The sequence below is a fragment of the Chitinophaga sp. SVR4-12A genome (assembly GCF_056754765.1).
In genome coordinates this window covers 330,727-350,682 of the sequence record NZ_JBPGWP010000002.1, presented here as the reverse complement: position 1 = coordinate 350,682, position 19,956 = coordinate 330,727, and the positions used below count along the sequence as shown (strand labels likewise).

Annotated in this window: 23 protein-coding genes; 11 read left to right on the top strand and 12 right to left on the bottom strand. The window is 49.4% G+C overall.

Annotated elements, in window-relative coordinates:
• Nucleotides 1–224: 224 nt before the first annotated feature.
• Nucleotides 225–1,826 (top strand): ABC-F family ATP-binding cassette domain-containing protein, encoded by a 1,602-nt coding sequence (locus ACR9Y8_RS27780; RefSeq protein ID WP_481216560.1) that lies wholly within the window; start codon nt 225–227, stop codon nt 1,824–1,826.
• Nucleotides 1,827–1,867: 41 nt separating this feature from the next.
• Here the strand turns inward: ACR9Y8_RS27780 and ACR9Y8_RS27775 are convergent, their stop codons facing one another.
• The 3 genes from ACR9Y8_RS27775 to ACR9Y8_RS27765 form a co-directional block, all read right to left on the bottom strand.
• Nucleotides 1,868–3,100: an MFS transporter gene (locus ACR9Y8_RS27775; protein WP_481216559.1), complete on the bottom strand. Its 1,233-nt coding sequence runs from the start codon at nt 3,098–3,100 to the stop codon at nt 1,868–1,870.
• An 81-nt stretch (nt 3,101–3,181) separates the two neighbouring features.
• Nucleotides 3,182–4,090, bottom strand: coding sequence for a helix-turn-helix domain-containing protein (locus ACR9Y8_RS27770; protein WP_481216558.1), 909 nt, complete (start codon nt 4,088–4,090; stop codon nt 3,182–3,184).
• Between the two features lie 66 nt (nt 4,091–4,156).
• Entirely contained in the window at nt 4,157–4,606 is a 450-nt protein-coding gene (locus ACR9Y8_RS27765; protein ID WP_481216557.1) for a DUF4304 domain-containing protein, read from the bottom strand.
• 179 nt (nt 4,607–4,785) lie between these two features.
• Here ACR9Y8_RS27765 and ACR9Y8_RS27760 point away from each other — a divergent pair, with 179 nt between their 5' ends.
• Nucleotides 4,786–5,304 carry a DinB family protein gene (locus ACR9Y8_RS27760; protein WP_481216556.1) on the top strand — a complete coding sequence of 173 codons (519 nt, stop codon included), beginning with the start codon at nt 4,786–4,788 and terminating at the stop codon, nt 5,302–5,304.
• 57 nt (nt 5,305–5,361) lie between these two features.
• Here the strand turns inward: ACR9Y8_RS27760 and ACR9Y8_RS27755 are convergent, their stop codons facing one another.
• Complete coding sequence (locus ACR9Y8_RS27755) at nt 5,362–6,150, bottom strand: nuclear transport factor 2 family protein (protein WP_481216555.1); 789 nt, start codon at nt 6,148–6,150, stop codon at nt 5,362–5,364.
• Nucleotides 6,151–6,260: 110 nt separating this feature from the next.
• On the bottom strand, nt 6,261–7,082 hold the full coding sequence (locus tag ACR9Y8_RS27750) for a hypothetical protein (protein ID WP_481216554.1): 822 nt from the start codon (nt 7,080–7,082) through the stop codon (nt 6,261–6,263).
• A gap of 155 nt (nt 7,083–7,237) precedes the next feature.
• On the opposite strand from ACR9Y8_RS27750, the gene ACR9Y8_RS27745 reads away from it, so the two are divergent.
• The 3 genes from ACR9Y8_RS27745 (at nt 7,238) to ACR9Y8_RS27735 (ending at nt 8,722) form a co-directional block, all read left to right on the top strand.
• Nucleotides 7,238–7,378, top strand: a complete 141-nt coding sequence (locus ACR9Y8_RS27745) for a hypothetical protein (protein WP_481216553.1) — start codon at nt 7,238–7,240, stop codon at nt 7,376–7,378.
• 77 nt (nt 7,379–7,455) lie between these two features.
• Entirely contained in the window at nt 7,456–7,605 is a 150-nt protein-coding gene (locus tag ACR9Y8_RS27740) for a hypothetical protein (RefSeq protein ID WP_481216552.1), read from the top strand.
• A gap of 232 nt (nt 7,606–7,837) precedes the next feature.
• The gene (locus ACR9Y8_RS27735) at nt 7,838–8,722 is read left to right on the top strand and encodes an alpha/beta fold hydrolase (protein ID WP_481216551.1); all 885 of its coding nucleotides are present in this window, start codon (nt 7,838–7,840) and stop codon (nt 8,720–8,722) included.
• Nucleotides 8,723–8,812: 90 nt separating this feature from the next.
• Here ACR9Y8_RS27735 and ACR9Y8_RS27730 read toward each other — a convergent pair whose 3' ends face one another.
• A complete protein-coding gene (locus ACR9Y8_RS27730; RefSeq protein WP_481216550.1) occupies nt 8,813–9,688 on the bottom strand; it encodes a glycosyl hydrolase in 876 nt (291 codons plus the stop codon).
• A gap of 131 nt (nt 9,689–9,819) precedes the next feature.
• Between ACR9Y8_RS27730 and ACR9Y8_RS27725 the strand changes: the two genes are divergently transcribed.
• Together ACR9Y8_RS27725 and ACR9Y8_RS27720 are read left to right on the top strand one after the other, a co-directional pair.
• Complete coding sequence (locus ACR9Y8_RS27725; protein ID WP_481216549.1) at nt 9,820–10,596, top strand: isocitrate lyase/PEP mutase family protein; 777 nt, start codon at nt 9,820–9,822, stop codon at nt 10,594–10,596.
• 147 nt (nt 10,597–10,743) lie between these two features.
• Nucleotides 10,744–11,124, top strand: a complete 381-nt coding sequence (locus tag ACR9Y8_RS27720) for a hypothetical protein (protein WP_481216548.1) — start codon at nt 10,744–10,746, stop codon at nt 11,122–11,124.
• Here the strand turns inward: ACR9Y8_RS27720 and ACR9Y8_RS27715 are convergent.
• Both ACR9Y8_RS27715 and ACR9Y8_RS27710 read right to left on the bottom strand, forming a co-directional pair.
• Nucleotides 11,121–11,744: a CatA-like O-acetyltransferase gene (locus ACR9Y8_RS27715; RefSeq protein ID WP_481216547.1), complete on the bottom strand. Its 624-nt coding sequence runs from the start codon at nt 11,742–11,744 to the stop codon at nt 11,121–11,123. The genes ACR9Y8_RS27720 and ACR9Y8_RS27715 overlap by 4 nt on opposite strands.
• On the bottom strand, nt 11,741–12,436 hold the full coding sequence (locus ACR9Y8_RS27710; RefSeq protein WP_481216546.1) for an HAD family hydrolase: 696 nt from the start codon (nt 12,434–12,436) through the stop codon (nt 11,741–11,743). The genes ACR9Y8_RS27715 and ACR9Y8_RS27710 overlap by 4 nt, the downstream gene beginning before the upstream one ends.
• Nucleotides 12,437–12,515: 79 nt before the next feature.
• Here ACR9Y8_RS27710 and ACR9Y8_RS27705 point away from each other — a divergent pair, with 79 nt between their 5' ends.
• The 3 genes from ACR9Y8_RS27705 to ACR9Y8_RS27695 all read left to right on the top strand — a co-directional run bounded on the left by ACR9Y8_RS27705 (nt 12,516) and on the right by ACR9Y8_RS27695 (nt 14,276).
• Nucleotides 12,516–13,160, top strand: a complete 645-nt coding sequence (locus tag ACR9Y8_RS27705) for a Crp/Fnr family transcriptional regulator (RefSeq protein WP_481216545.1) — start codon at nt 12,516–12,518, stop codon at nt 13,158–13,160.
• A 107-nt stretch (nt 13,161–13,267) separates the two neighbouring features.
• Entirely contained in the window at nt 13,268–13,507 is a 240-nt protein-coding gene (locus ACR9Y8_RS27700; RefSeq protein ID WP_481216544.1) for a hypothetical protein, read from the top strand.
• Complete coding sequence (locus tag ACR9Y8_RS27695; protein WP_481216543.1) at nt 13,473–14,276, top strand: class I SAM-dependent methyltransferase; 804 nt, start codon at nt 13,473–13,475, stop codon at nt 14,274–14,276. Before ACR9Y8_RS27700 ends, ACR9Y8_RS27695 begins: the two co-directional genes overlap by 35 nt.
• Here ACR9Y8_RS27695 and ACR9Y8_RS27690 read toward each other — a convergent pair.
• The gene (locus tag ACR9Y8_RS27690) at nt 14,265–15,149 is read right to left on the bottom strand and encodes a diacylglycerol/lipid kinase family protein (protein ID WP_481216542.1); all 885 of its coding nucleotides are present in this window, start codon (nt 15,147–15,149) and stop codon (nt 14,265–14,267) included. The two genes, ACR9Y8_RS27695 and ACR9Y8_RS27690, sit on opposite strands and share 12 nt — an antisense overlap.
• 43 nt (nt 15,150–15,192) lie before the next feature.
• Here ACR9Y8_RS27690 and ACR9Y8_RS27685 point away from each other — a divergent pair, with 43 nt between their 5' ends.
• Entirely contained in the window at nt 15,193–16,236 is a 1,044-nt protein-coding gene (locus tag ACR9Y8_RS27685; protein WP_481216541.1) for an App1 family protein, read from the top strand.
• Here ACR9Y8_RS27685 and ACR9Y8_RS27680 read toward each other — a convergent pair.
• The 3 genes from ACR9Y8_RS27680 to ACR9Y8_RS27670 form a co-directional block, all read right to left on the bottom strand.
• On the bottom strand, nt 16,217–17,719 hold the full coding sequence (locus ACR9Y8_RS27680) for a choice-of-anchor I family protein (RefSeq protein WP_481216540.1): 1,503 nt from the start codon (nt 17,717–17,719) through the stop codon (nt 16,217–16,219). The two genes, ACR9Y8_RS27685 and ACR9Y8_RS27680, sit on opposite strands and share 20 nt — an antisense overlap.
• 301 nt (nt 17,720–18,020) lie before the next feature.
• Complete coding sequence (locus tag ACR9Y8_RS27675; RefSeq protein WP_481216539.1) at nt 18,021–19,040, bottom strand: phosphotriesterase family protein; 1,020 nt, start codon at nt 19,038–19,040, stop codon at nt 18,021–18,023.
• A 2-nt stretch (nt 19,041–19,042) separates the two neighbouring features.
• Entirely contained in the window at nt 19,043–19,891 is an 849-nt protein-coding gene (locus tag ACR9Y8_RS27670) for a helix-turn-helix domain-containing protein (RefSeq protein ID WP_481216538.1), read from the bottom strand.
• Nucleotides 19,892–19,956: the final 65 nt, after the last annotated feature.

Below are 19,956 nucleotides of genomic sequence, written 5' to 3'. Positions count from 1 at the left end.
AAACTCTAACCTACATACACAACAGCATTCGCTGACCAGGTCATCCGTCACTACGGCGATGGTCCTATCCACCAATTTCATCACTCATTTTACTGATCGCAGCCGTCTGCATATTTATTCACTTAAAATTACTGACATGAAACTTACATTCTGCCAAAGGACCATTGCATGTATCCCTTCCGGCTACAGGAAGGCTATTCTTCACTATCGTCAGACATCATTATATGCTTATCAACGCAGATCAGATCAAATACCAGATACCCAACCGGGAACCACTTTTCAGTAATGTAAATTTCACCCTGCAGCGGGGCGACAAAGCCGCTATTGTGGGTAACAACGGCGCAGGAAAAACTACGCTGCTGAAGATCATCGCCGGACAGGAAAAAGCTACCGGCGGCCATTTAACCGTAACAGGCAGCCTGTATTATATTCCGCAGCATTACGGCCATTTTAATCATCTCAGCGTAGCGGCAGCTCTAGGCGTAGCGCCGCTGATAGAGGCCCTGGAAGCGATTGAGCAGGGAGATCTCAGCCAGCATTATTATGACCTGCTGGAACACAACTGGGATATTATCGCCCGTTGCGAGGAAGCTTTTGCCAAATGGGGACTGTCTGGCATCACCTTACAACAGCCCCTGCAAGCCTTAAGCGGCGGCATGAAAACACGGCTGTTCCTTTGCGGTATCGATATCTTTCAGCCCGATATTGTACTGCTGGATGAGCCTACGAATCACCTGGACGTGGCTGCAAGAGCGCAGATCTATAGCTGGATGGAAAACAGCAGCAGTACCGTACTGCTCATCAGTCACGACCGCCAGCTGCTGCGTTTATGCGACCCTATCTGGGAGCTGACCGCCGAGGGCATCAAAGCCTACGGCGGCAATTATGATCTTTACGCTGAACAAAAAGCCAGCGCTACCGCTGCAGCGGAACACCGGCTGGCGCATCATGAAAAGGAGCTTAAAGAAGCGAGGCAGAAACAACAGCAGGCGCTGGAACGCAAGCAGCATGCCGATGCGCAGGCTCGCAGGAATGCCCGTACTTCAGGCGCACCAAAAGGCTGGCTGAACGAACGAAGGAAGAACGCAGAGTACAGTACCGCCAAACTCAGGCATGTGCACAGCGATAAGGTGAACGAGCTCCGCTCCGACCTGCAGGAGGCCGCCGCCATGGTACAAATGCAGCGCATTATGAAGGGGTATTTCGGCCTGCCCGAACTGCCCGCCGGTAAAGTGCTGATACAGGCTACGGAGCTTAACTACAGCCATGGAAACGACGATAAGTGGTTGTGGCCACAGCCTTTGACATTCACCATCCGCAGCGGCCAGCGACTATCTATCGCAGGCGCTAACGGCAGCGGTAAAACGACGCTGTTAAAATTGCTCAGGCAGGAACTGGAACCGGGGGAAGGAAGTATACAATCCGCCCGCTGCACTTCCCTCCTGCTTGACCAGGACTATACATTGATAGACCGCGGAAAAACCGTACTGGAACAGGCCCTGTCGTTCAATGAAACGAAGCTGGAACCTGCAGCGGTGCATACCTTGCTGGCTAATTTCCTGTTTGGTCCTGACAGCTGGGATAAGCCCTGTGCTGTGCTCAGCGGCGGGGAAACATTAAGGCTGGCGCTGTGCTGCATGGTATTGCAGCATAAAACGCCGGATATTATCTACCTCGACGAGCCTACGAATAACCTGGACCTGGCCAATATTAACATGCTGGGGAAGATCTTTTCGGAGTACAGGGGCACACTGGTGGTTATTTCGCATGACACCGGTTTCCTGGAAGATGCAGGCGTAAGTGAGGAATTAAGATTAGGGGTATAAAAACGAACAGGGCGATGTTTTATAAACATCGCCCTGCTTTATTAAGATAAGGCAATTTCCCTTCTTCTCACCGCTTCTTCTCTGAAAGCAAAATACACCGTAATGATAGACAGGATGATCAATACAAGATAACTTAAACCGAGGTTCATTCCATCCTTTGCGGGCAGCACTTTCACCATGAGATAACTCAGTGCAGACACGATAGCGAATGTGAAGCCCCCGGTAAGACCGCTGGCCACGCCTGCGTTCCTGGGGAACTGCATCATACAGAAGGTCATGTAATTATTGAAGGTAAAGCCAGCGCCTATATGAATGAGGAAGGCAAATATCACCAGGATATACAGGTTATCGGTGGCACGGCCGGAAGCCAGCATCAGCAGGGCAATTACCAGCTGCAGGCCGGTATTGATGGCCAGCTTCGCAAAGAAAGATCTTTTGATCATCGCTTTGCTGATAAAGCCGCCTATCATCCAGGCAAAACCTAAGATCAGGGCACAATAGCCTGCGGTAACAACGCTAAAGCCCAGATGATGCTCCACGATAAAGGCGCCGGTCATGTTGTACACCATTACCATTGAATAGGCCAGGCCCAGCAGGCTGATACCCAGCACAAAAGAGCGGGTGGTCAGCATGTTGCCGTAAACGTTCACCACATGTTTAAGCTGGAAGGAAGCCCGCTGCTGCAGCGTTTCTTCATTGAAGATGATCTCCAGCAGGGCGAATACCAGGGCCACCCCGGCCAGTGCGTAGAAGTTGGCCTGCCAGCCGAATAGGGTCTGCAGCCAGCCGCCAACAAAAGGCGCTACGATGGGACCGGTTGACCAGATAATGGAAAAGAGACTGAGATAATGCTTGAGCTTATCGCCGGAAAAGACATCCACGAAATAAACACGTTTACCAGCCATCACAGCTCCTACGGTAATACCCTGCACTACACGCATCAGGTACATCACGGTGATGGAATGAGTGGTGGCAATGGCGAGGCTGGCCAGCGCAAAGATGAGCAGGGCAGCGATGCCTATCCTGTAACGGCCGAAACTATCCAGTATGCTGCCTATAAAAAGCTGGCTGATACCGTAGCTGACCAGGAACAGGGTGATAGTGAATTGTATCTGTAGGCTGCTGATATGCAGATCCGCTGCCATGGCGGGCAGCGAAGGCACATAGATATCCGTTGCGAAGCCGGATAAGGGCAGTAGTGCAAGAGAGAGCAATGTAGCAATAGGACGAAACCTCTCCTTTCTTCTAATATAACTTTCAGTCATAGTGGTCATAATCCATTTAATTAATGACTGCAAAGTTAGCGTGGCAACCTCCTTCTTCGTTTATACTATCCAAACAGAAGATTATAAAATTCAAACAAGGGTAGTATTCCGGGCTTCCATAGGGGTGACCCCTGTATGCTTCTTGAAAAAGATATTGAAGTAGGCGGGGTACTCAAAACCCAGTCCGTACGCGATTTGTGCGATATTCCAGTCGGAATGCCGCAGCAGGGCCATGGCTTCCTGGATGATCCTGGCAGAGATGTGCTCGGTGGTGGTTTTACCGGTCACTTCCTTGAGGGCACGGTTGAGGTGGTTCACGTGCACGGAGAGTTTTTCGGCAAAGTCGTTGGCTGTTTTCAGCCGCAGCTCGGTTTCGGTGGTATCGATGGGAAACTGTCTTTCCAGCAGGTCGAGGAACTGGTGGGTGATGCGGGCGGAGGCGTTAATGGTATGCTCTCCCCTGCCCGCCGGCTGCATCTTCATGGCCTGGTGGATGAGCAGGTGGAGGTAATTGCGCAGCAGATCGAATTTGTAGGCGTAGCTGGACTCCATTTCCGTCATCATTTCCCGGAAAATATAGGTGATGTATTCTTGCCGTTTTTCGTCTACAAAGAAGGCCGGCACGCCGGTGTTGCTGAACAGGGGCGAGTCCTGCAGGGTTTCTGTCCGCTCAGAGGGATGCAGGAAAGCTTCGGTAAAGAGGCAATACCAGCCCTTCTGATCGGAGGAGACCGTCTCAAAGGAGTACGGGATCCGGGGATTGGAGAAGAGCAGGAAGGGTTTATCCAGCTCCAGCCATTGGTCTGCATAATGGAGCTTGCCGGTTCCAAGGACCAGGGATACCTTGTAAAAGTCCCTTCGGCCGTAAAAAGTGCTCTTGCAGGCTTCCCGGGGGTATACGTTGAAGTGCCCGGAGCCGGCGTTGTTCAGAGAGAGACGCCCGGCATCTGATTTACCGATGCGGTCATAGAACTGCTGGATGGTTTCTGTCGGATGCATGGGGCAAAGTTATAAAATTCAATTAATTTATCCTGATGACGGGTATCCATTGCCACCAAATACCCATTATGCATCAAATCCTAACTGCTCTTTTACAGCTGGCAGCAAACGGATATCCCCCCTGGCCTCCAATTCCGGCAGTCCCTGACGGCTCGAGGCTTTATCCGCAAATGGATTTATAAATTCATTAAATAACTCTTCCAGCTTTTTTCTGCGTATGTCATCATCCATTGGTACTTCAAGGCTAAACACATCATTATATTTCCGGGGCTGCCTCCTGAAAATATCTCCGATGTCTTTCTTTACCAGGTCTTTACTTCGAACGTAGCTTTTACCAAATACCCCTTGTACGTAGACCTTAATATTCAGATCGTAGTAGTTGCCAAAATTTGATTTCTGTAAGTCGAGCACGATAATGGTTTCAATACTTTCCTTAAACCATCCGTTAAATGCGCTGTGAAAACCATTGGCTTTAGCGATTTCGCTAAATACGATTTTAAACTCCTTATTGTCCATGATCGACAGGTTTAAAACTGTTACGTGTATAAAACTATGAATTTCGCTGCTATAAGAAAAAAGGCCGCCAACGCTATGGCACTGGCGGCTTATTCAATGGATCGATATAAGAAGACGATCATTGAAGTTCGAAAATGACTGATTTCTCATACATTTGACAGTACTATTACTCATGCACCATGAAAAGAACTGAATGGTTCAAAAGAACATTCCCGGTAATTGAAGACAATGGCCTTTTGCCTACCATCATAGAACGCCTGAGCGGCAGCCCGGCACGGGTAGAAGAGATCATCGGCCGCCTGGACCCCGATCTGCTGCCATTGAAGCCGGATGGCAAATGGAGCATTAAAGAAGAGATAGGACATCTTGGAGACATGGAACCTTTGTGGTCCGGCAGGATAGATGACCTGCTGAATGGCGCAGCTGAACTGCGCGTAGCAGATCTGACTAACCAGGCTACGCATAACGCCGATCATAACTCCGCTAAAACAGTTACGCTGCTGCAACGGTTCAGGGAACAGCGGCAGGCCTTTGTAGACAAGCTGTCGCCACTGACGGATGAGCAGCTGGAAAAATCCGCATTGCATCCAAGATTAAAGACACCTATGCGGATCGTTGATCTGGCCTATTTTGTAGCAGAGCATGATGATCATCACCTGGCAAGGGTAAGGGAGCTTATTCAGTCCGCAAGCTCTTAACCGGGTTCGTTAAGGCGACCCTTAGCGCCTGGAAACTCACCGTGATCAACGTTATTACTAACGTACTGCAGGCAGCTCTTCGGCAATATCGCCCCGTTCACGTACAACCATTTTAGTGACGGCATTGCCGCTCTTTACGAATTCAAAGGTGAGATCACGCTCTTTGGAAAAGAAAAGGCCTTCTTTTTCTGCGTATAGGGGAAACGGTTGGCCATGGGAATGCAATGTAAGCAGGCCGTTGTCTACAGACACATTGACCTCGCCGCTTTGCGGGCCTTTATATTTGCCGGTGTAAGTGTTTAAGACATCCGGCGTTAAGGCGACTTCTTTCCGCTGGTTGATATAAGGCGCCGGACCATGATCATAGCTGAGCACACGCTCCATCTTCCATTCGCCATTCTTCAACAGCCATAGGTGCGTGAATTTAGCCAGTCCTTCGGCATACTCCTTCTTTCCCTGTTCAGTGATATAAAAGATGTGCTCACCACTGAGGATGGCGCCGTAGATTACATTATCCTTTCTAAGGGGAAATACTTTAACACTGCCTTTCACTGCCTCTCTGCGCAAACGAAGATTACGGGTGCAGAGATTCTTGTTAAAGCCGGCTAACAGGTCAGGCAGTCCGAGGGTAATGCCTCCTTTGTCGTGATAGAACTCAATATCATCCGCGAAATACCTGGCAAAGGCGCTGGTATCGCAGGTGTTGTAAGCCTGCCAGAAAAGGCTGTCCCGGTGTAAGATGGTAGCAGATAACTGCTGATCGTTATCCTGTGCAGACAACGCGCCAACGGACAGGGAAAGCAACAGCATTACCATAAAGCTGCTACGTATAAAAGCTGTACTCATGACAAGCTATATACTATATCAGTGCCAGCTTATTAATTGACTGGTTTATATGTAATTATATTTGGAGTATTGTGCGGTTTCGGAACAAGGAATGTCCGGAAACGGACAGCTCACGGCGTTGTTTCGAAATATTCATAACGGCACCTGTTACGCCTTTCGGGAAAGTATTCCTGTACAGTAGAAGCGGAGGGCAGTCCATTCCCGTTATACCCGATGTACCTGTTCACATAAAAAAATACGGAATGGGTCCAGTTGTTCCGTGACAAACGGGGGGTGGCACCAACGGTGAAGGGAAGATTGAACAGATCACCCTGTGACAGGTTCATGCTCCGTTCAATAAGCGGGCCGTTATCGTATTCGTCATACAGCACATAGGGAGTGGTAGGAAACTCCCGCGAAAGGGAATGGTTCAGGTTTCCGTTGGTATAGACATAGCGGGTAGTGTCTTTCCCTCCCTTAACATCTAAGGAAGCTACCACCACGGTATCTCCGCGATAGGCATACTCCATGACAAAGCCCGAGGGTGAGACATCTTGCCGTGAAGGAAGGGTGTCATTGCCGTTATAAGTAAAAGATCTTGTTGTGACAGTACCGTCTAAAAGGGAGAAGGTTCGCATTTGCTTCACACGCAGCTTCCCGTCGTACGACAGGGTATCTACTGTCCATAACTGCAGGTGGAGAGTATCATCGCCGCCACTCTCATAAACACGGCGGATAAACGGCTTATAATACTGGTTGTACTCAATTTCCCAGAGCATCTTGCTGAAATGGGCGGGAGGATCGCCGGGCAATGGATTTGCACCGTAAGATTCCGAGATCTGTACTACTTTATTGATCAACCATTGCGGCCTGGGTACGGGGGGCTGTTCGGGGTGCTTGATACATCCTGCCAGCAGGACGAGGCATAGCATCAGAGGGGTATAGCTTTTCATGGGGGTAGCATTTTTGTAATTAACAAGTTATCTTTAAAGAAGGACATCCGCCATTACTTTAACCAGTACTTTATGCCAGATCAGCCTGCTTCGAATACAAAAACTGGTATAGTATTTACGCATGGGTAATACACACTCACCTAAAGGCCGGTCACATGAAAAAGTTTCTTACCATGATCATTGTCTGCCTTTCCTGGCAAACAGCACACGCACAACATGAGCATCATATGCAAATGCAGCGGGATACATCGAAGCAGATGGATATGGAGATGGACATACCTATGAGTCACTCTTAGTCCCCTCACCTGCCTATGAACTTCTAAAACAGCTGTTATAAGATCGTCCTGGTTTTACATGGAATTATAAGCAGACTATGGAACATTCCCACACACATCACCAGCAGCTGAAAGAGATGAACATCAAATCTTTCCTGCTGACAGGAGATAATGAAAAAGTAGCGGAAGCAGTAGCAAGGAAGCTGAATATGGATGCTTACCTGGCCAATGTGCTGCCGGAGGAATAGCCATCCCCCTGGCTGCGGGAATACTATACCCATCCTTTATGTTAAGCCCCGCGATGGGCGCTATCCTGATGAGCGTGAGCACCATCGTGGTGGCGATCAATGCGAAACTGCTGCGGATGAAATAGCGTCCCTTTGCCCACAAAGTCCCAAAACACCTCTTCTTTGTCTTTTTTGCACACCATGTCTTCTTAGGGAGAGTTCTATGTTTGCATTAACAAAAGACATCACAAAAATGAGAACAAAAAACCCTGCCAGGTTCCTGATCCTGGCCCTGTACTTCACCATTCTTTCAGCAATGAGCACACAGGCGCAGCTGACCTCCCAGATGCCCACGCTAAAATCCTCCGGGTATGCGCCTGTAAACGGCCTTAAACTCTACTATGAAATCCATGGAGACGGACAGCCTATTGTGCTGCTGCATGGCGCCTATATGACTATCGACCTTAACTGGAGAGAAATAATCCCGGAACTGGCGAAATCGCACAAAGTGATCGCACTGGAAATGCAGGGACATGGCAGAACCGCGGATATTGACCGGCCTGTTACCTTTAAAGCATTGGCCGATGATGTAGCCGGCCTGTTAAAATACCTGAAAATAGACAGCGCAGATGTACTGGGCTACAGCCTGGGTGGCACGGTGGCGTTTTCATTTGCCATTCAGCATCCGGAGATGTTGAGAAGGCTCGTGCTGATCTCTACTGTTTATAAGTCTGCCGGATGGCAGCCGGAACTACAGGCAGCCTTCAAAACCTTTAAACCCGAGCTCTTTGAAAATACGCCGCTGAAAGCAGCCTACGAAGCCGTAGCGCCTGATCCCGGCCACTGGAAGCAGTTCCTGGCCAAATACATGGAGTATGGCAGGCAGGATTATAACCTGGGCGAAGATAATGTCAAAGCTATTAAAGCCCCAGCCCTGGTGATCATGGGTGATAACGACGGAGTGGACCTGCATTTCAAAGCGGATCTGTACAAACTGTTAGGCGGCGGTGTCATTGGCGACTTTGCCGGGCTTCCGAAATCACAGCTGGCTATTCTGCCAGGCACCACGCATGTGAGCCTGATGATGGAGACCCCGAAGCTCCTGGCTATCATTCAGCCTTTCCTGATCAAGAAATAAAATTCAAGTTCCAAATTCCAAATCCCAAATTCCAAAACGCGGAGATAGTCGCGGCAATCATTTGGAATTTGGAATTTGGAATTTAAGATTTTACTTCCCTACTTTATCATTGGGTTCAAAATCAGCATACCACTGTCCAAGCGTAGTGAGGTTGCCGTTGGCATCGATCAATGCAGATGGCCATAACCTGCTGCTGGTGGGGTTACCTGAAAACCAGGAATAGCGTTCTACAAAGGGGAGCGCTTCCAGCTTGGGCAACAGCCTTTGCATAAAGCCTAATACCTGGGCGGGTGTGTAATCGTTCTGGTCAACGGTCGTGGCGTCGTTGTCAACGGTGGCAAACTCGGTGATCCAGATAGGCAGGTGATATTTGTTGTATAAATCCTGTAAGACACCAACAAAATGCACATCATCCAGTCCAACATACATATGTACACAGATAAAGTCTACCCGGCGGCCCTGCGCAGCGGCCTTGGTCATAAAATCAGTGAACCATTGCTGGGTAGGCCAGGCCACGGCGGGACTGCCTAAAGGAAGGCCGATACTTTCCAGCTGCGGCCATAAGGCCAGGGCATCATCTACGGACATGTTGGACTGATCGGGCAGGTCGGGCTCATTAAAGCCCAGGATGTATTTTACCTTGCCTTCCTGCTTACGCTGTTTCACATAAGCAATATTGTCGGCCGTTACGTTGCCTTTACCCCAGAACATGGTGGCAAATTCGCAGTTGGAAGGCGCTTTTTCAAAGGGCAAGGTAGTGCCCCAGGTGTAAAACCAGTGGCTTTTCAGTTTGGTGATGTTGCCATACCAGGTGCCATTGGTGGTGTTGGTGCTGAAATCGGCTCCTTTTTTACCAACGATGATAGTGTCCTTACCGTTGTTATCTCCGGGACCGGGATCATTCTTCTTACTGCAGGAAATAAATGCTAATACGCTGAAAAGCAGGGCAATGTTAAGTTTTTGCATAGGATGGTTCAATAAGGGATATGCAGGTTTGTTGATGACGTTTAAACGGCCATAAATGTATAATAATTGTTCCGATTTATACAATTTCGGTAAGCGCCCCTGCCCTTTCTTTGCATAAAAAACACAGCATCATGTCTTCTAATTTTGAACAGTTCAAAGCATTACATCAGCAGCAGGAGCCCTTGCTCCTGGGAAATGTATGGGATGTACAGAGCGCCATCATACTGGAAAAACTGGGCATTAAAGCGATCGGCACTTCCAGCGCCGCTGCAGCGGCCACTCTTGGCTATAACGACGGGGAAGAGATGCCGTTTGAAGAATACCTTTTCCTGATCAAAAGGATCAAAGCGGCTGTTGCTATTCCTTTATCAGTTGACCTGGAAGCGGGGTACGGTGATACAGCAGCAGCGATCGTAGACAATATTCAGCGCCTTCATGAACTGGGCGTAGCCGGGATCAATATTGAAGATTCCATTGTAGATGAGCAAGGCCGCCATATGCTAGCTGCTGACAGCTTTGTGCAAAAAATGAAAGCCATTACTGAACGTTTGCGCCAGCTGGGGATCGATATCTTTATCAACCTGCGCAGCGATGCATTTTTGCTGGGGCTTCCCGATGCAGGTAAGGAAGCCGTTCAGCGGATCAAAGCCTATGAGCACAGCGGCGTGCACAGCATCTTCCTGCCCTGTATCACAGCTGTGGATGATATCAAAGCAGCGGTAGCAGCTACGGAGCTGCCTGTGAGCGTGATGTGCATGCCTGGTTTGCCGGATTTTAAAACACTGCAATCCCTGGGCGTGAAAAGGATCAGCATGGGCAATTTCGTGCACAGCGTGCTTTATAAAAAGATGGAAGAGATGAGCCAGGGCATTATCAGTGAAGGCAGCTTTGCGGGTTTATTCAAGTAGTATTTCCTTCCGCCATTTAACCATGATCAGAAAGAGGGCGCCAATAGGCGTCCTCTTTTATTAAATTTCATTATCTTCCCTTATAGAAACCCAGAGTGAAATTCCAGAACCCAAAAACCAAATTCCAAAACCCAAAATCAGAAAGCTATGAAAAGATCCCTTCTCCTCAGTGTTTTATGCGCCTTTATCTGCCTGTTTTATGTTAGCAACAGTATCGCTGCTGAAAAGCCTTCGCCTAAGAAGGGCGCCGACTACAGCTGCAATTACTATGACGCTTCCAGCGGCAAGTACTACTGCGTGGAAACCAGCGCAGCATGTACTGTAGCGCATGCCTATGTGAAGGAGTCTGGCAGCTCGGCTTCACCTACCTTGATTGTGCTGAGCTATACCGGGACCAACGCCAACAACTGCCAGATGTTTGAAGGCAGCCTGTCGCTTCCTACCGGCAACATTATTATAGTGAATGTAGTGAGCTGCGGTTGCGGATCGTCTTTAACAACGTATGTACGTTTTAACAGGGACTTCTAGTTATCCATTAATTCCTGGAAACTGTTGATGAACTGTGCGGCATGATATCCGTCCATCAGTGCGTGATGCACATGGACGGATACCGGCATGATCATCCTGCATCCTGTTTCTTTGATCTTACCAAAAGAGATCTTGGGGCAGCTGTCGTTAAATGAAAAGCAGCGTGCATGGGAAAGGCCTGTAAAGCTCACCCATGGCAGGGAAGAAAAATGGATGACGTTCTCGCCGGAGGTGGCGGGGTCCAGTCCGGGACTGTTCCTCACCCTCTCTATCTCTTTGCGGGCGGCCGCTTCAAACTCCTTATAATCTTCGTAGTAGTCCATATAGGAGAAGCCGAACGTATTATCCGGGCGGCTGATGGTGGGCGATGCATTGATCTTGTCGTACTCCCATACTTCACCATCGATGATACGGTAACGGAACGGCGTGGTCTGGTTGGCCGCGGTAAGCGATTTATGCAGGTAGTACAGGAAAAAGGAAGTGTCTTTATTCCTGGCCCGCCGGTAGGCGATGGTGCAGTCTATATCTACACAAATGCCGAAGAAAGGTTCTTCAAAACGGCTGAAGAATGCGAAGTGGTCCTTACGGGACCAGCTGTTCATGTCAAGTAGCTGTTTCATGTCAGTAAATGAGGCAGGATGTCTGAAATAGCTTCAAACTGGAAGAACTGCGGATGCTCGATGGTATGATCGATGCGTTCATGTTCCCAGGTGATGTGGTAGGGAATATGTACGGCATGACCTTCCAATGCCAACACGGGCAATACATCTGACTTCAGCGAGTTGCCGATCATCAGGAACTCGCCGGGACTGCAGTCCAGGTGCTTCAGCAGCTTCTGATAATCTTTCTCCTTTTTGTCGCTCATGATCTCAATGTGATGGAAGTAATGCTCCAATCCTGATTTCTTCAGCTTACGTTCCTGGTCCAGCAGATCTCCTTTGGTGGCCACTACCAGCCTGTATTTACCGTAAAGGGACTGCAGTACGGTCTCTACCCCATCCAGCAGTTCAATGGGCTTGTTCAGCAGCTCCTGTCCGTACTGGATCACTTTAAACAAGATCTCCGGGGGAGCGGTGTTCTCTGTTACCCGCAGCACGGTCTCGATCATACTGAGGATAACGGATTTGATGCCGTAGCCATACAGGGCCAGGTTGGCCATCTCTGTTTTATACAATTCCTGTGATGCGCTGTGGCGTGGGAGATAGTCTTCCAGCAGGCTGCAGAATTGTTCTTCCGCCTCACGGAAGTAGGGCTCGTTCACCCATAGCGTATCATCTGCATCGAAGCAGATTACCTTAATGTTATCAAACATCCTTATTTTTATCTTTTAAGTGATGTGAAATTAAGTACACGTCCTGAATAAAAACGGGACATTTGTCCCAATCCGTCATATGCTTCGAACTAATCCGGTTTTCCTGTCTTATATAGAACGCCTGGCCTCCGGGGAGCGGGGCGAGGGTATCGTCCTCCAATCATTTGAACCGGGCACCAGGTTTATCAAACAGGGGGAAAACATCCGCTACGTATATATTATCAGCGACGGTATCACCAAGGCTTACCGTACGGAAGAAAACGGCAAGGATATCATCTTTGAGTTCCTGGGTAAGGGCGAGATCACCGGGGAGCTGGAAGCCATCCGCAAGACCAGCTGTCTATGTAATGTGGAAACCATCACTCCCGTGACGGCCTATACCATTCCCCGGGAACTGTTCCTGCAGCTGCTGCGCAATGATGCAGAGCTGAACGGGATGCTGCTGGAGGAGCTGGCCACCCGGATAGACCAGACCTGTATACGGGCCTCCTACCAGCAGGTATACCCCGTTGAATATGGCCTGCTGCGGCTCCTGATGCTGCAGGAAGAGCAGCAGGTGTTCTTCTCCAAAAAGGATATGGCGGATTACCTGGCCATCACCATCCGGAGCTTTAACCGTACCATCAGGCAGCTGCGCGAAAAGAATGTGCTGAGCACAGAAGGGCTGCACCTGGACCTGAGCCGGAAAGAGCTGGACGATCTGCTGAAGCGTTTCGAGGAATAGCTTCGATATTCTTCCCTTTTTCGTCGGCACTCTTCCCCGGGAAATATACGTGGCCCCTTTTGTGGCGCTGCTTTCCCCTAGTTTTGGGCTATAACAATCATGGTCATATGAAAGCAGCTACAGAAAGAAAGATCATCCGCTGGATGCATATTATTCTCAGCATTCCGATTCTTGGTTATATTTATGGGCCGGTTTCCACGATACCTGTTGCAGCTGCCCTGGTAAGATTTGTAATGTTGCCCACCGTAGTATTGAGCGGCTTATGGCTCTGGAAGGGGCACCTGATCAGGAAAAAATTCAAACAACCACGATATGAGCGAAGCATCCAGAAGAGCCAGCATGCCTAAGGGCACCAACGCAGTACTTGACAGAAGGACCGTCTATCATTCCAATAGCAATTTGCTGGACATTGTAAAACCCGGGGATTCCGTACTGGATGTAGGCTGCGGCTCAGGAAGCATTACCGCAGGGATTGCGGAGCTGAGCGGGCCGGGCGGACAGATTACCGGGATTGATACCAGCCATGACCTCATTGCCCAGGCCCAGGCAAATTACGCCCACATAGATAACATCCGTTTTGAAGTAGCGGATATCAATACCTATCAGCCAGAGAAGCCATTTAATGTGATCACATCTGCCCGTGTATTACAGTGGGTAGATAACCCTGCACAACTTATTTCGAAGATGAAACAGCTGCTGGCCCCTGGCGGTTGTCTGACCATACTGGATTACAATCATGAAAAGATCCGGTGGGAACCAGGCATCCCGCAAAGCATGCAGCAGTTCTATAAAGCTTTTCTGCAGTGGAGAGCGGATGCGGGCATGGATAACCAGATCGCCGATCACCTGGAGGCCATCTTCCGGCAAGCGAGCCTGTCTGACATCACCATCACAGACCATTCAGAAACGGCATTAAAAGGCAGCCCGGAGTTTGAAGCAGACCTCGACATATGGGCCAAGGTAGCGGAAACAAGGGGGATGCAGCTGTTGAGGGATAATTACATTACAGATGCATTAAGGCTGGCGGCTATCGCTGAGTACCGGGATTGGGTGCGTACGGAAGCCGGATCTATGACCCTGTACCTGAAAGCTGTGAGCGGGCGCTTATTGCGGTAAGATGATATTGATCTGCCCGGGCAGGATCTTTGCTTTCACGCTATACACTTTTCCTTTATACTCCCCGTCTATCTGGAAGTGCACTCTTCTGGCCGTGGTAATATTCACTTCCCTGGCCCGGAAGCATTGGATCTTCTCCGGGTCGAAACGCTGCTTTTTAAATAACATTTTCAGCAGCTCAGAAATGGCCAGCTTCTTTACGATCACCACTTCAAAATATCCGTCGCTGATGGTTCCCAGGGGGTTGATAACCGCCCCGGTACCGTACTTACTGGCATTGGCCAATACCACCATAAAAGCGGTTTCAAGGACCTCTTCTTTCTCTGTGCGGATCAATACCTGCACCTGTTCTCTCCTGGATAAGGTCTTGAACAATACGCGGGCATATCCCAGCTTGCCCCGCAGCGGGGTTTCCTCGAAGTATTTGATGAGCCGTGCATTGAGGCCAATATCACTGAGGTGCAGACAAACATCCCTGTCGTTGATACCGATGAGGTCACAGCGGTGTACCTTTCCATTTACCACCACATCCAGTGCATCTGCAGGAGTGGCGGGAATATCCAGCTCTTTGGCCATTCCATTGGCAGACCCGGCAGGAATAATACCCATGGCCATGGAAGTATGCATCACCAGCTTTGATACCAGGGATACGGTGCCATCCCCTCCTACTGCTATTACCCGGTGGGGTTGTATACTTTTGATATATTGTTCCAATTCATCCGCACCATGTTTACCTTCCAATATGAAATAGTAAACAATATGTGGAAGCTGCGAGAAATAATTCCCGATGACCTCCTGCCAGTTTACATCACCTTTCCTGCCCGAGGCCGGATTAATGACAAATAACAGCTTCACATTTGTGTTGTCTCCCATTTCAATTATGGTATATTAGTTGGATAGATAAGCTCTAAAAAGCATGCCTGACAGGACTAAAACATCTTTTATCCTGAAAATAAAGCGTAAAGTGCTGGAGTGGCTGAAGCTGCGGAATACACCGGTGGTAAGAGCCTATAATGGCTATGGCAATGCGGAACACTGTATATTATTTGGTCATGCCTTATTGCTCAGCCCACTGCCACGTAAAAGGTTTCACCGGAATGCATTTATCAATATACTGGCCCTGCTGCGCCTGTTTATGGTAAGGCCTTTCCCGGCTGCTATTGTGAAGATGGAATGGGACGGGATGGAGTACTATTATACCACGGAAACAGACGGGTTTTTCCGCTTTGAATGGACCCCGGGAAGATCATTATCTCCCGGCTGGCATATTGTCCGTATTGAGCTGCTGGACCCTTTGACGAAAGAAGTACTGAACTTTACCGAAGGCAGCGTGTTCATACCTTTCAGCAACCAGTTCGCATTTGTGTCGGATATTGATGATACTTTCCTGATCTCACATTCATCTAATGTCAGGAAGCGGCTGTATGTGATACTGACCAAGAATGCGGACAGCCGCAAACCATTTGACGGTGTAGTGCATCATTACCAGCTGCTGGCTGCCGCACATGCGCCGGAAAATACCAGGAATCCCTTCTTCTATGTTTCCAGCAGTGAATGGAATTTATATAACTATATCAGGCGCTTCTGTAAGAACCACGAGATGCCGGACGGCATTTACCTTTTAGGACAGATCAAGCGATTGAAGGAAGTGTTTAAAACAGGACAGAACAAGCATGCCACCAAGTTCATGCGTATTGCGCGTTTACTGGAAGCTTACCCGAAGCAGGTATTTGTGCTGCTGGGGGATGATACCCAGGAAGATCCGAATATCTACGCTTCACTGGTGGCGCACTTTAAAGACAGGATCTTTTGTGTATATATCCGGCAAATAGAAAAGAAGAATGAACGGGCCACGCGCCTGAAGATACAGGAGATAGAACGCGCCGGTATCCATTGCTGTTACTTTGCGCACAGCAGGGAAGCGGTGGCCCATTCCAAAGCTATCGGCTTGCTGGCGTAAACACTTTCACTACCCCATCATCTTCACTGCTTACGATCAGCAGGCTCTTTTTGGTAGGACTATCTTTAGCAGATACGAACAGCACGCCTTCGGGCGCATCACCGGTTTTGAGCAATTGCAGGAAAACAGGAGCGCCGGGATTGGAAACATCATATACGGCTACGGCGTCAGACCTTTCCATACCAACAAAGGCGATGTTCTTTTTACCTATAAGGCCAAGGGCAATGCCTTCGGGCTCTACACCTTTATCGTCGCTGCGGTTATCATCATATAAACCGGCGTCTTTGCATTTTACTTCCAGCTCGTTCCTGCTATCATAGATCTGTGCGCCGGTGTTACCGTTCCATACGCTGAAAGAGCGGGCGCCGAAAGAATAGAGCGTTTCGTAGAGCCCGTCGCCGTTAGCATCGCCCAGGGTTTTGGTGATGTTGAGGCGGCCCAGCTGTGCATCCTGCTTTAAGGTAGCAGCATCGGTGAAAACAGCGGGATCAAGGGCGATGTTCTTAATACGGTCAGCTTCTTTAAAAGCATCGTATTCGCGTACATCACCTTCGTTCACGGTGAACAGGAAGGGAGTGGAACCCTGTTGCAGCACGGCAATAGCATCCGGCTGGTAGATGCCTTTTACAGGTGCTTTCTTAAAGGTGATGCCACCATCCTTATCGGAAAGGTCTACTGCGTTGGCGTCATCATTATAGTTCTTAAAGCCCAGGGGGAAGATGTTGGTAGCTGTTTTGGAGCTAAGGTCGATCTTAGCGATCGCATTATTCTCCTGTAAGGTGACCCAGGCGGTTTTGGAATCGGGTGAAATGGTAATGTACTCCGGTTCCATATCCTGCGCGAAAGAAGCCCTGGGGCCGAATACCCGTAAGCCTTTCTGCTGCAGGTCGGCCTGCTGGCCGGCGAAGCTGCTGAAATCTATATTGGTAACGGCGTAATTGTCTTTTACGCTGATCACCGAAACAGAACCTACGGGATCATTGGCATAGTCGACGCTGGGCTCACCCTCGTTGGCGGTAAGGATATAGTTCCCGTCAGGACTGTAGGTGATCATATCCGGCAGGGCGCCCACTGTCACTGTTTTCACTACTGAATAGTCGCTGGTGTTGTAGATGGTTACCTTGCCGGGCTCCTGTTTGTTGAGCGCTTCGATGGCAGCCGCCAGTTGCTTATCGTGTACAGACAGGCTGTTCACTGCGCCGCCGCTGAGGGGGATGGAAGAGATCTTGCTCATCTTTGCAGGATCGGCCATGTCTATTACGTCAATGGTGTTAATGGCGTCGCCATTGTTTACAACGAAGAGCCGTTTGGTGAATGGATCATAGGCGCTGATCTCAGCGGCGGTTGCTTCGCCGATGTCCAGGGAACCGATCTCCGAGAAAGTGGAAGGGTCTTCATCTTTGCCGGGATTATGATCATCGTCTTTGGAGCAGGACGCAAGCATGGTAAGTGCCACCAGGGGCAACATCAGTTTGAATTTCATACGATTGTTCGCATTAGGTTTTAAGTGGCGTAAGGATAGGATTAGCGTATGAACAGGGAGTTAAGGAAGGATTAAATTATAGTTAAGGATACGGGGTTTCGCGGATTGCGATGGAGTGGTCTTCAGTCCCGTCATTGCATATTACCTTGCCTCGCCGGGTTCCCATTCCCGTCATTGCGAAGAACAGTAAAGCGCTGTGTGTGGGGCGACGAAGCAATGACGGGGATGGGGTAGACGGCGATGAGGACCCGACGATGCAAGGCAATACGCAATAGGAGGAGGTTGACGGCGATGGAGTAAACTAGCTTTTAATAGTAAACGCCTTAGCAGGATTCTCTACGGTGAGTTTTCGTATCTCCATGGCCGTAAAACCGTGTTTGGGCAGCAGGTGCACAAAAGTTCCCAGCAGGTAATTGTAATCGCGGAAGGTACCGCCGCCTTTTTGTCCTACGTTGTACCAGCCTGCATCATGAGAGAGCAGCACCTGGTCTAAAAAGCCGGCATTTTTCAGGCGGGTAAGGCGGTTGATGTAGTCTTCTGCCACATCCTTATTTAATCCATCGAAGGAGATCCAGGCCCCTGCGGCGGCCAGCTTTTCGTGGATCTCGGGGTTGGTTTCATTCTGTGCATGGATCCAGATGTAGGAGCGTAAAGGTACGCCCATGCTTTTCAGTATTTCTGTTTCTTCTACAGCGGCTACCCCATCGCCGGTGTGTATGCAGATGGGCAGTCCGCTTTGTTTCCAGGTAAGGCCTGCAGCTTCCACCAGTTTACGCTGTAAGGGCGTTAAAGGGCCTTTGTCTACCCCGCTTTTAATGAAGCCCGGTTTAATGCCGGTATTGCCGATGCCGTTCTTCCACTCCCCTATCCAGCGTGCCGCCAGCTGGGCGGCTGTTTCCCGCTGCGCGTAGGCAGGCAGGTATTTATGAGCGCCCGCGCCGTACAGGCCGGTGTTGGTAACGATCTTCATGCGTGATGCGACGGAAAGCTTTTGCAGCAGGCGTACGTTACGGCCCAGGAAATCCGGCGTGCATTCCATCATACAACGGCAGCCTGTTTGCCGCAGCGAAGTGAGATAAGGCAAGATCACCTTGTATACTTCTGCTTCGTTGTACCGTTTGGGTGTGATCTTAGCGGCGCCGATAAAATCTACCAGCACATGCTCATGCGGTAGGATGGGGCCCAGGTCGGCCGGGCTCACCGGACCGGTAACCGTCATGATAATGCCTTCCTCTTTTGAGGCTGCTTTTAACCAGGCAGCAGTACAAAGCATGGCCGGCGCCATAGAAAGGAAATGCCTGCGGGAAATAGTATGGACCATGGCTATAGATTTTGAAGCTGTTTCCTGAAGGCGGAAGGGCTGATACCCCGGTGGCTTTTAAAGAATTTATTCAGGTGACTGATATCTGTAAAGCCCAGCGTATGGCTGATCTCCTTCAGGGAAAGCGAGCTGAAATTCAAATGGTTCTCCACCAGGTGGAGCTTGTATTCATTAATATAATCGCGCAGCGGCACTCCTGTCTGTTCCTTGAAAAAAGCTCCCAGGTAATTCCTGGAATAACCGAAAGTGGCAGCGAGGTGCTCTAAGTGCACCTGCTCCGGTGAATAAATATGATGATGAATATAGTTGATGATTGCCGTAATTTTTTCAGAATGTTTTTTATTACCGGGCAGGACCGGTGTGGCGATGTTGCGGTAAATAACGGAGAGCAGCGCCTGTATGAGGAAGAAGATCGTTTCATTGGTCTCATCGCCGGTGGTTTTCCATTCTTCCACGATGAAGTTAACAATACGGCAGGCACGCTCCGCTTCCTCTTCCGTGGCCAGCAGGGGATGATTGTTGCTGCGCAGGCGGGTCAGCAATTGATCCATATTCAGGTTCCAGCGGGTATGCAGCTCCGTTTGCCCGATACCGTTCAGGTATACTTCTGAGAATTTCAGGAAAGTGAACAGGGTTTCCTCCTGCACCTCAAAATGATGAAAATCGCTGGGCCCAAGCAGGAACATGCTCTTCTCCTTATAAGGATAGTGGATGCCTGAAAGGCAATGCGCCCCTTTACCCCTGTGCACAAAGATGATCTCAAAATGATTGTGGTTGTGAACAGGATGCTGCCACTCGCGGGTAGCAAAATGCGAGATCTTTAAAAACTCATGTTGGATATACCGCTTCATTCCCCGAATAATACCAATTATCCTTGTAAATATACAAACATTCAGCAGGGGGATGCCGGTAGCTT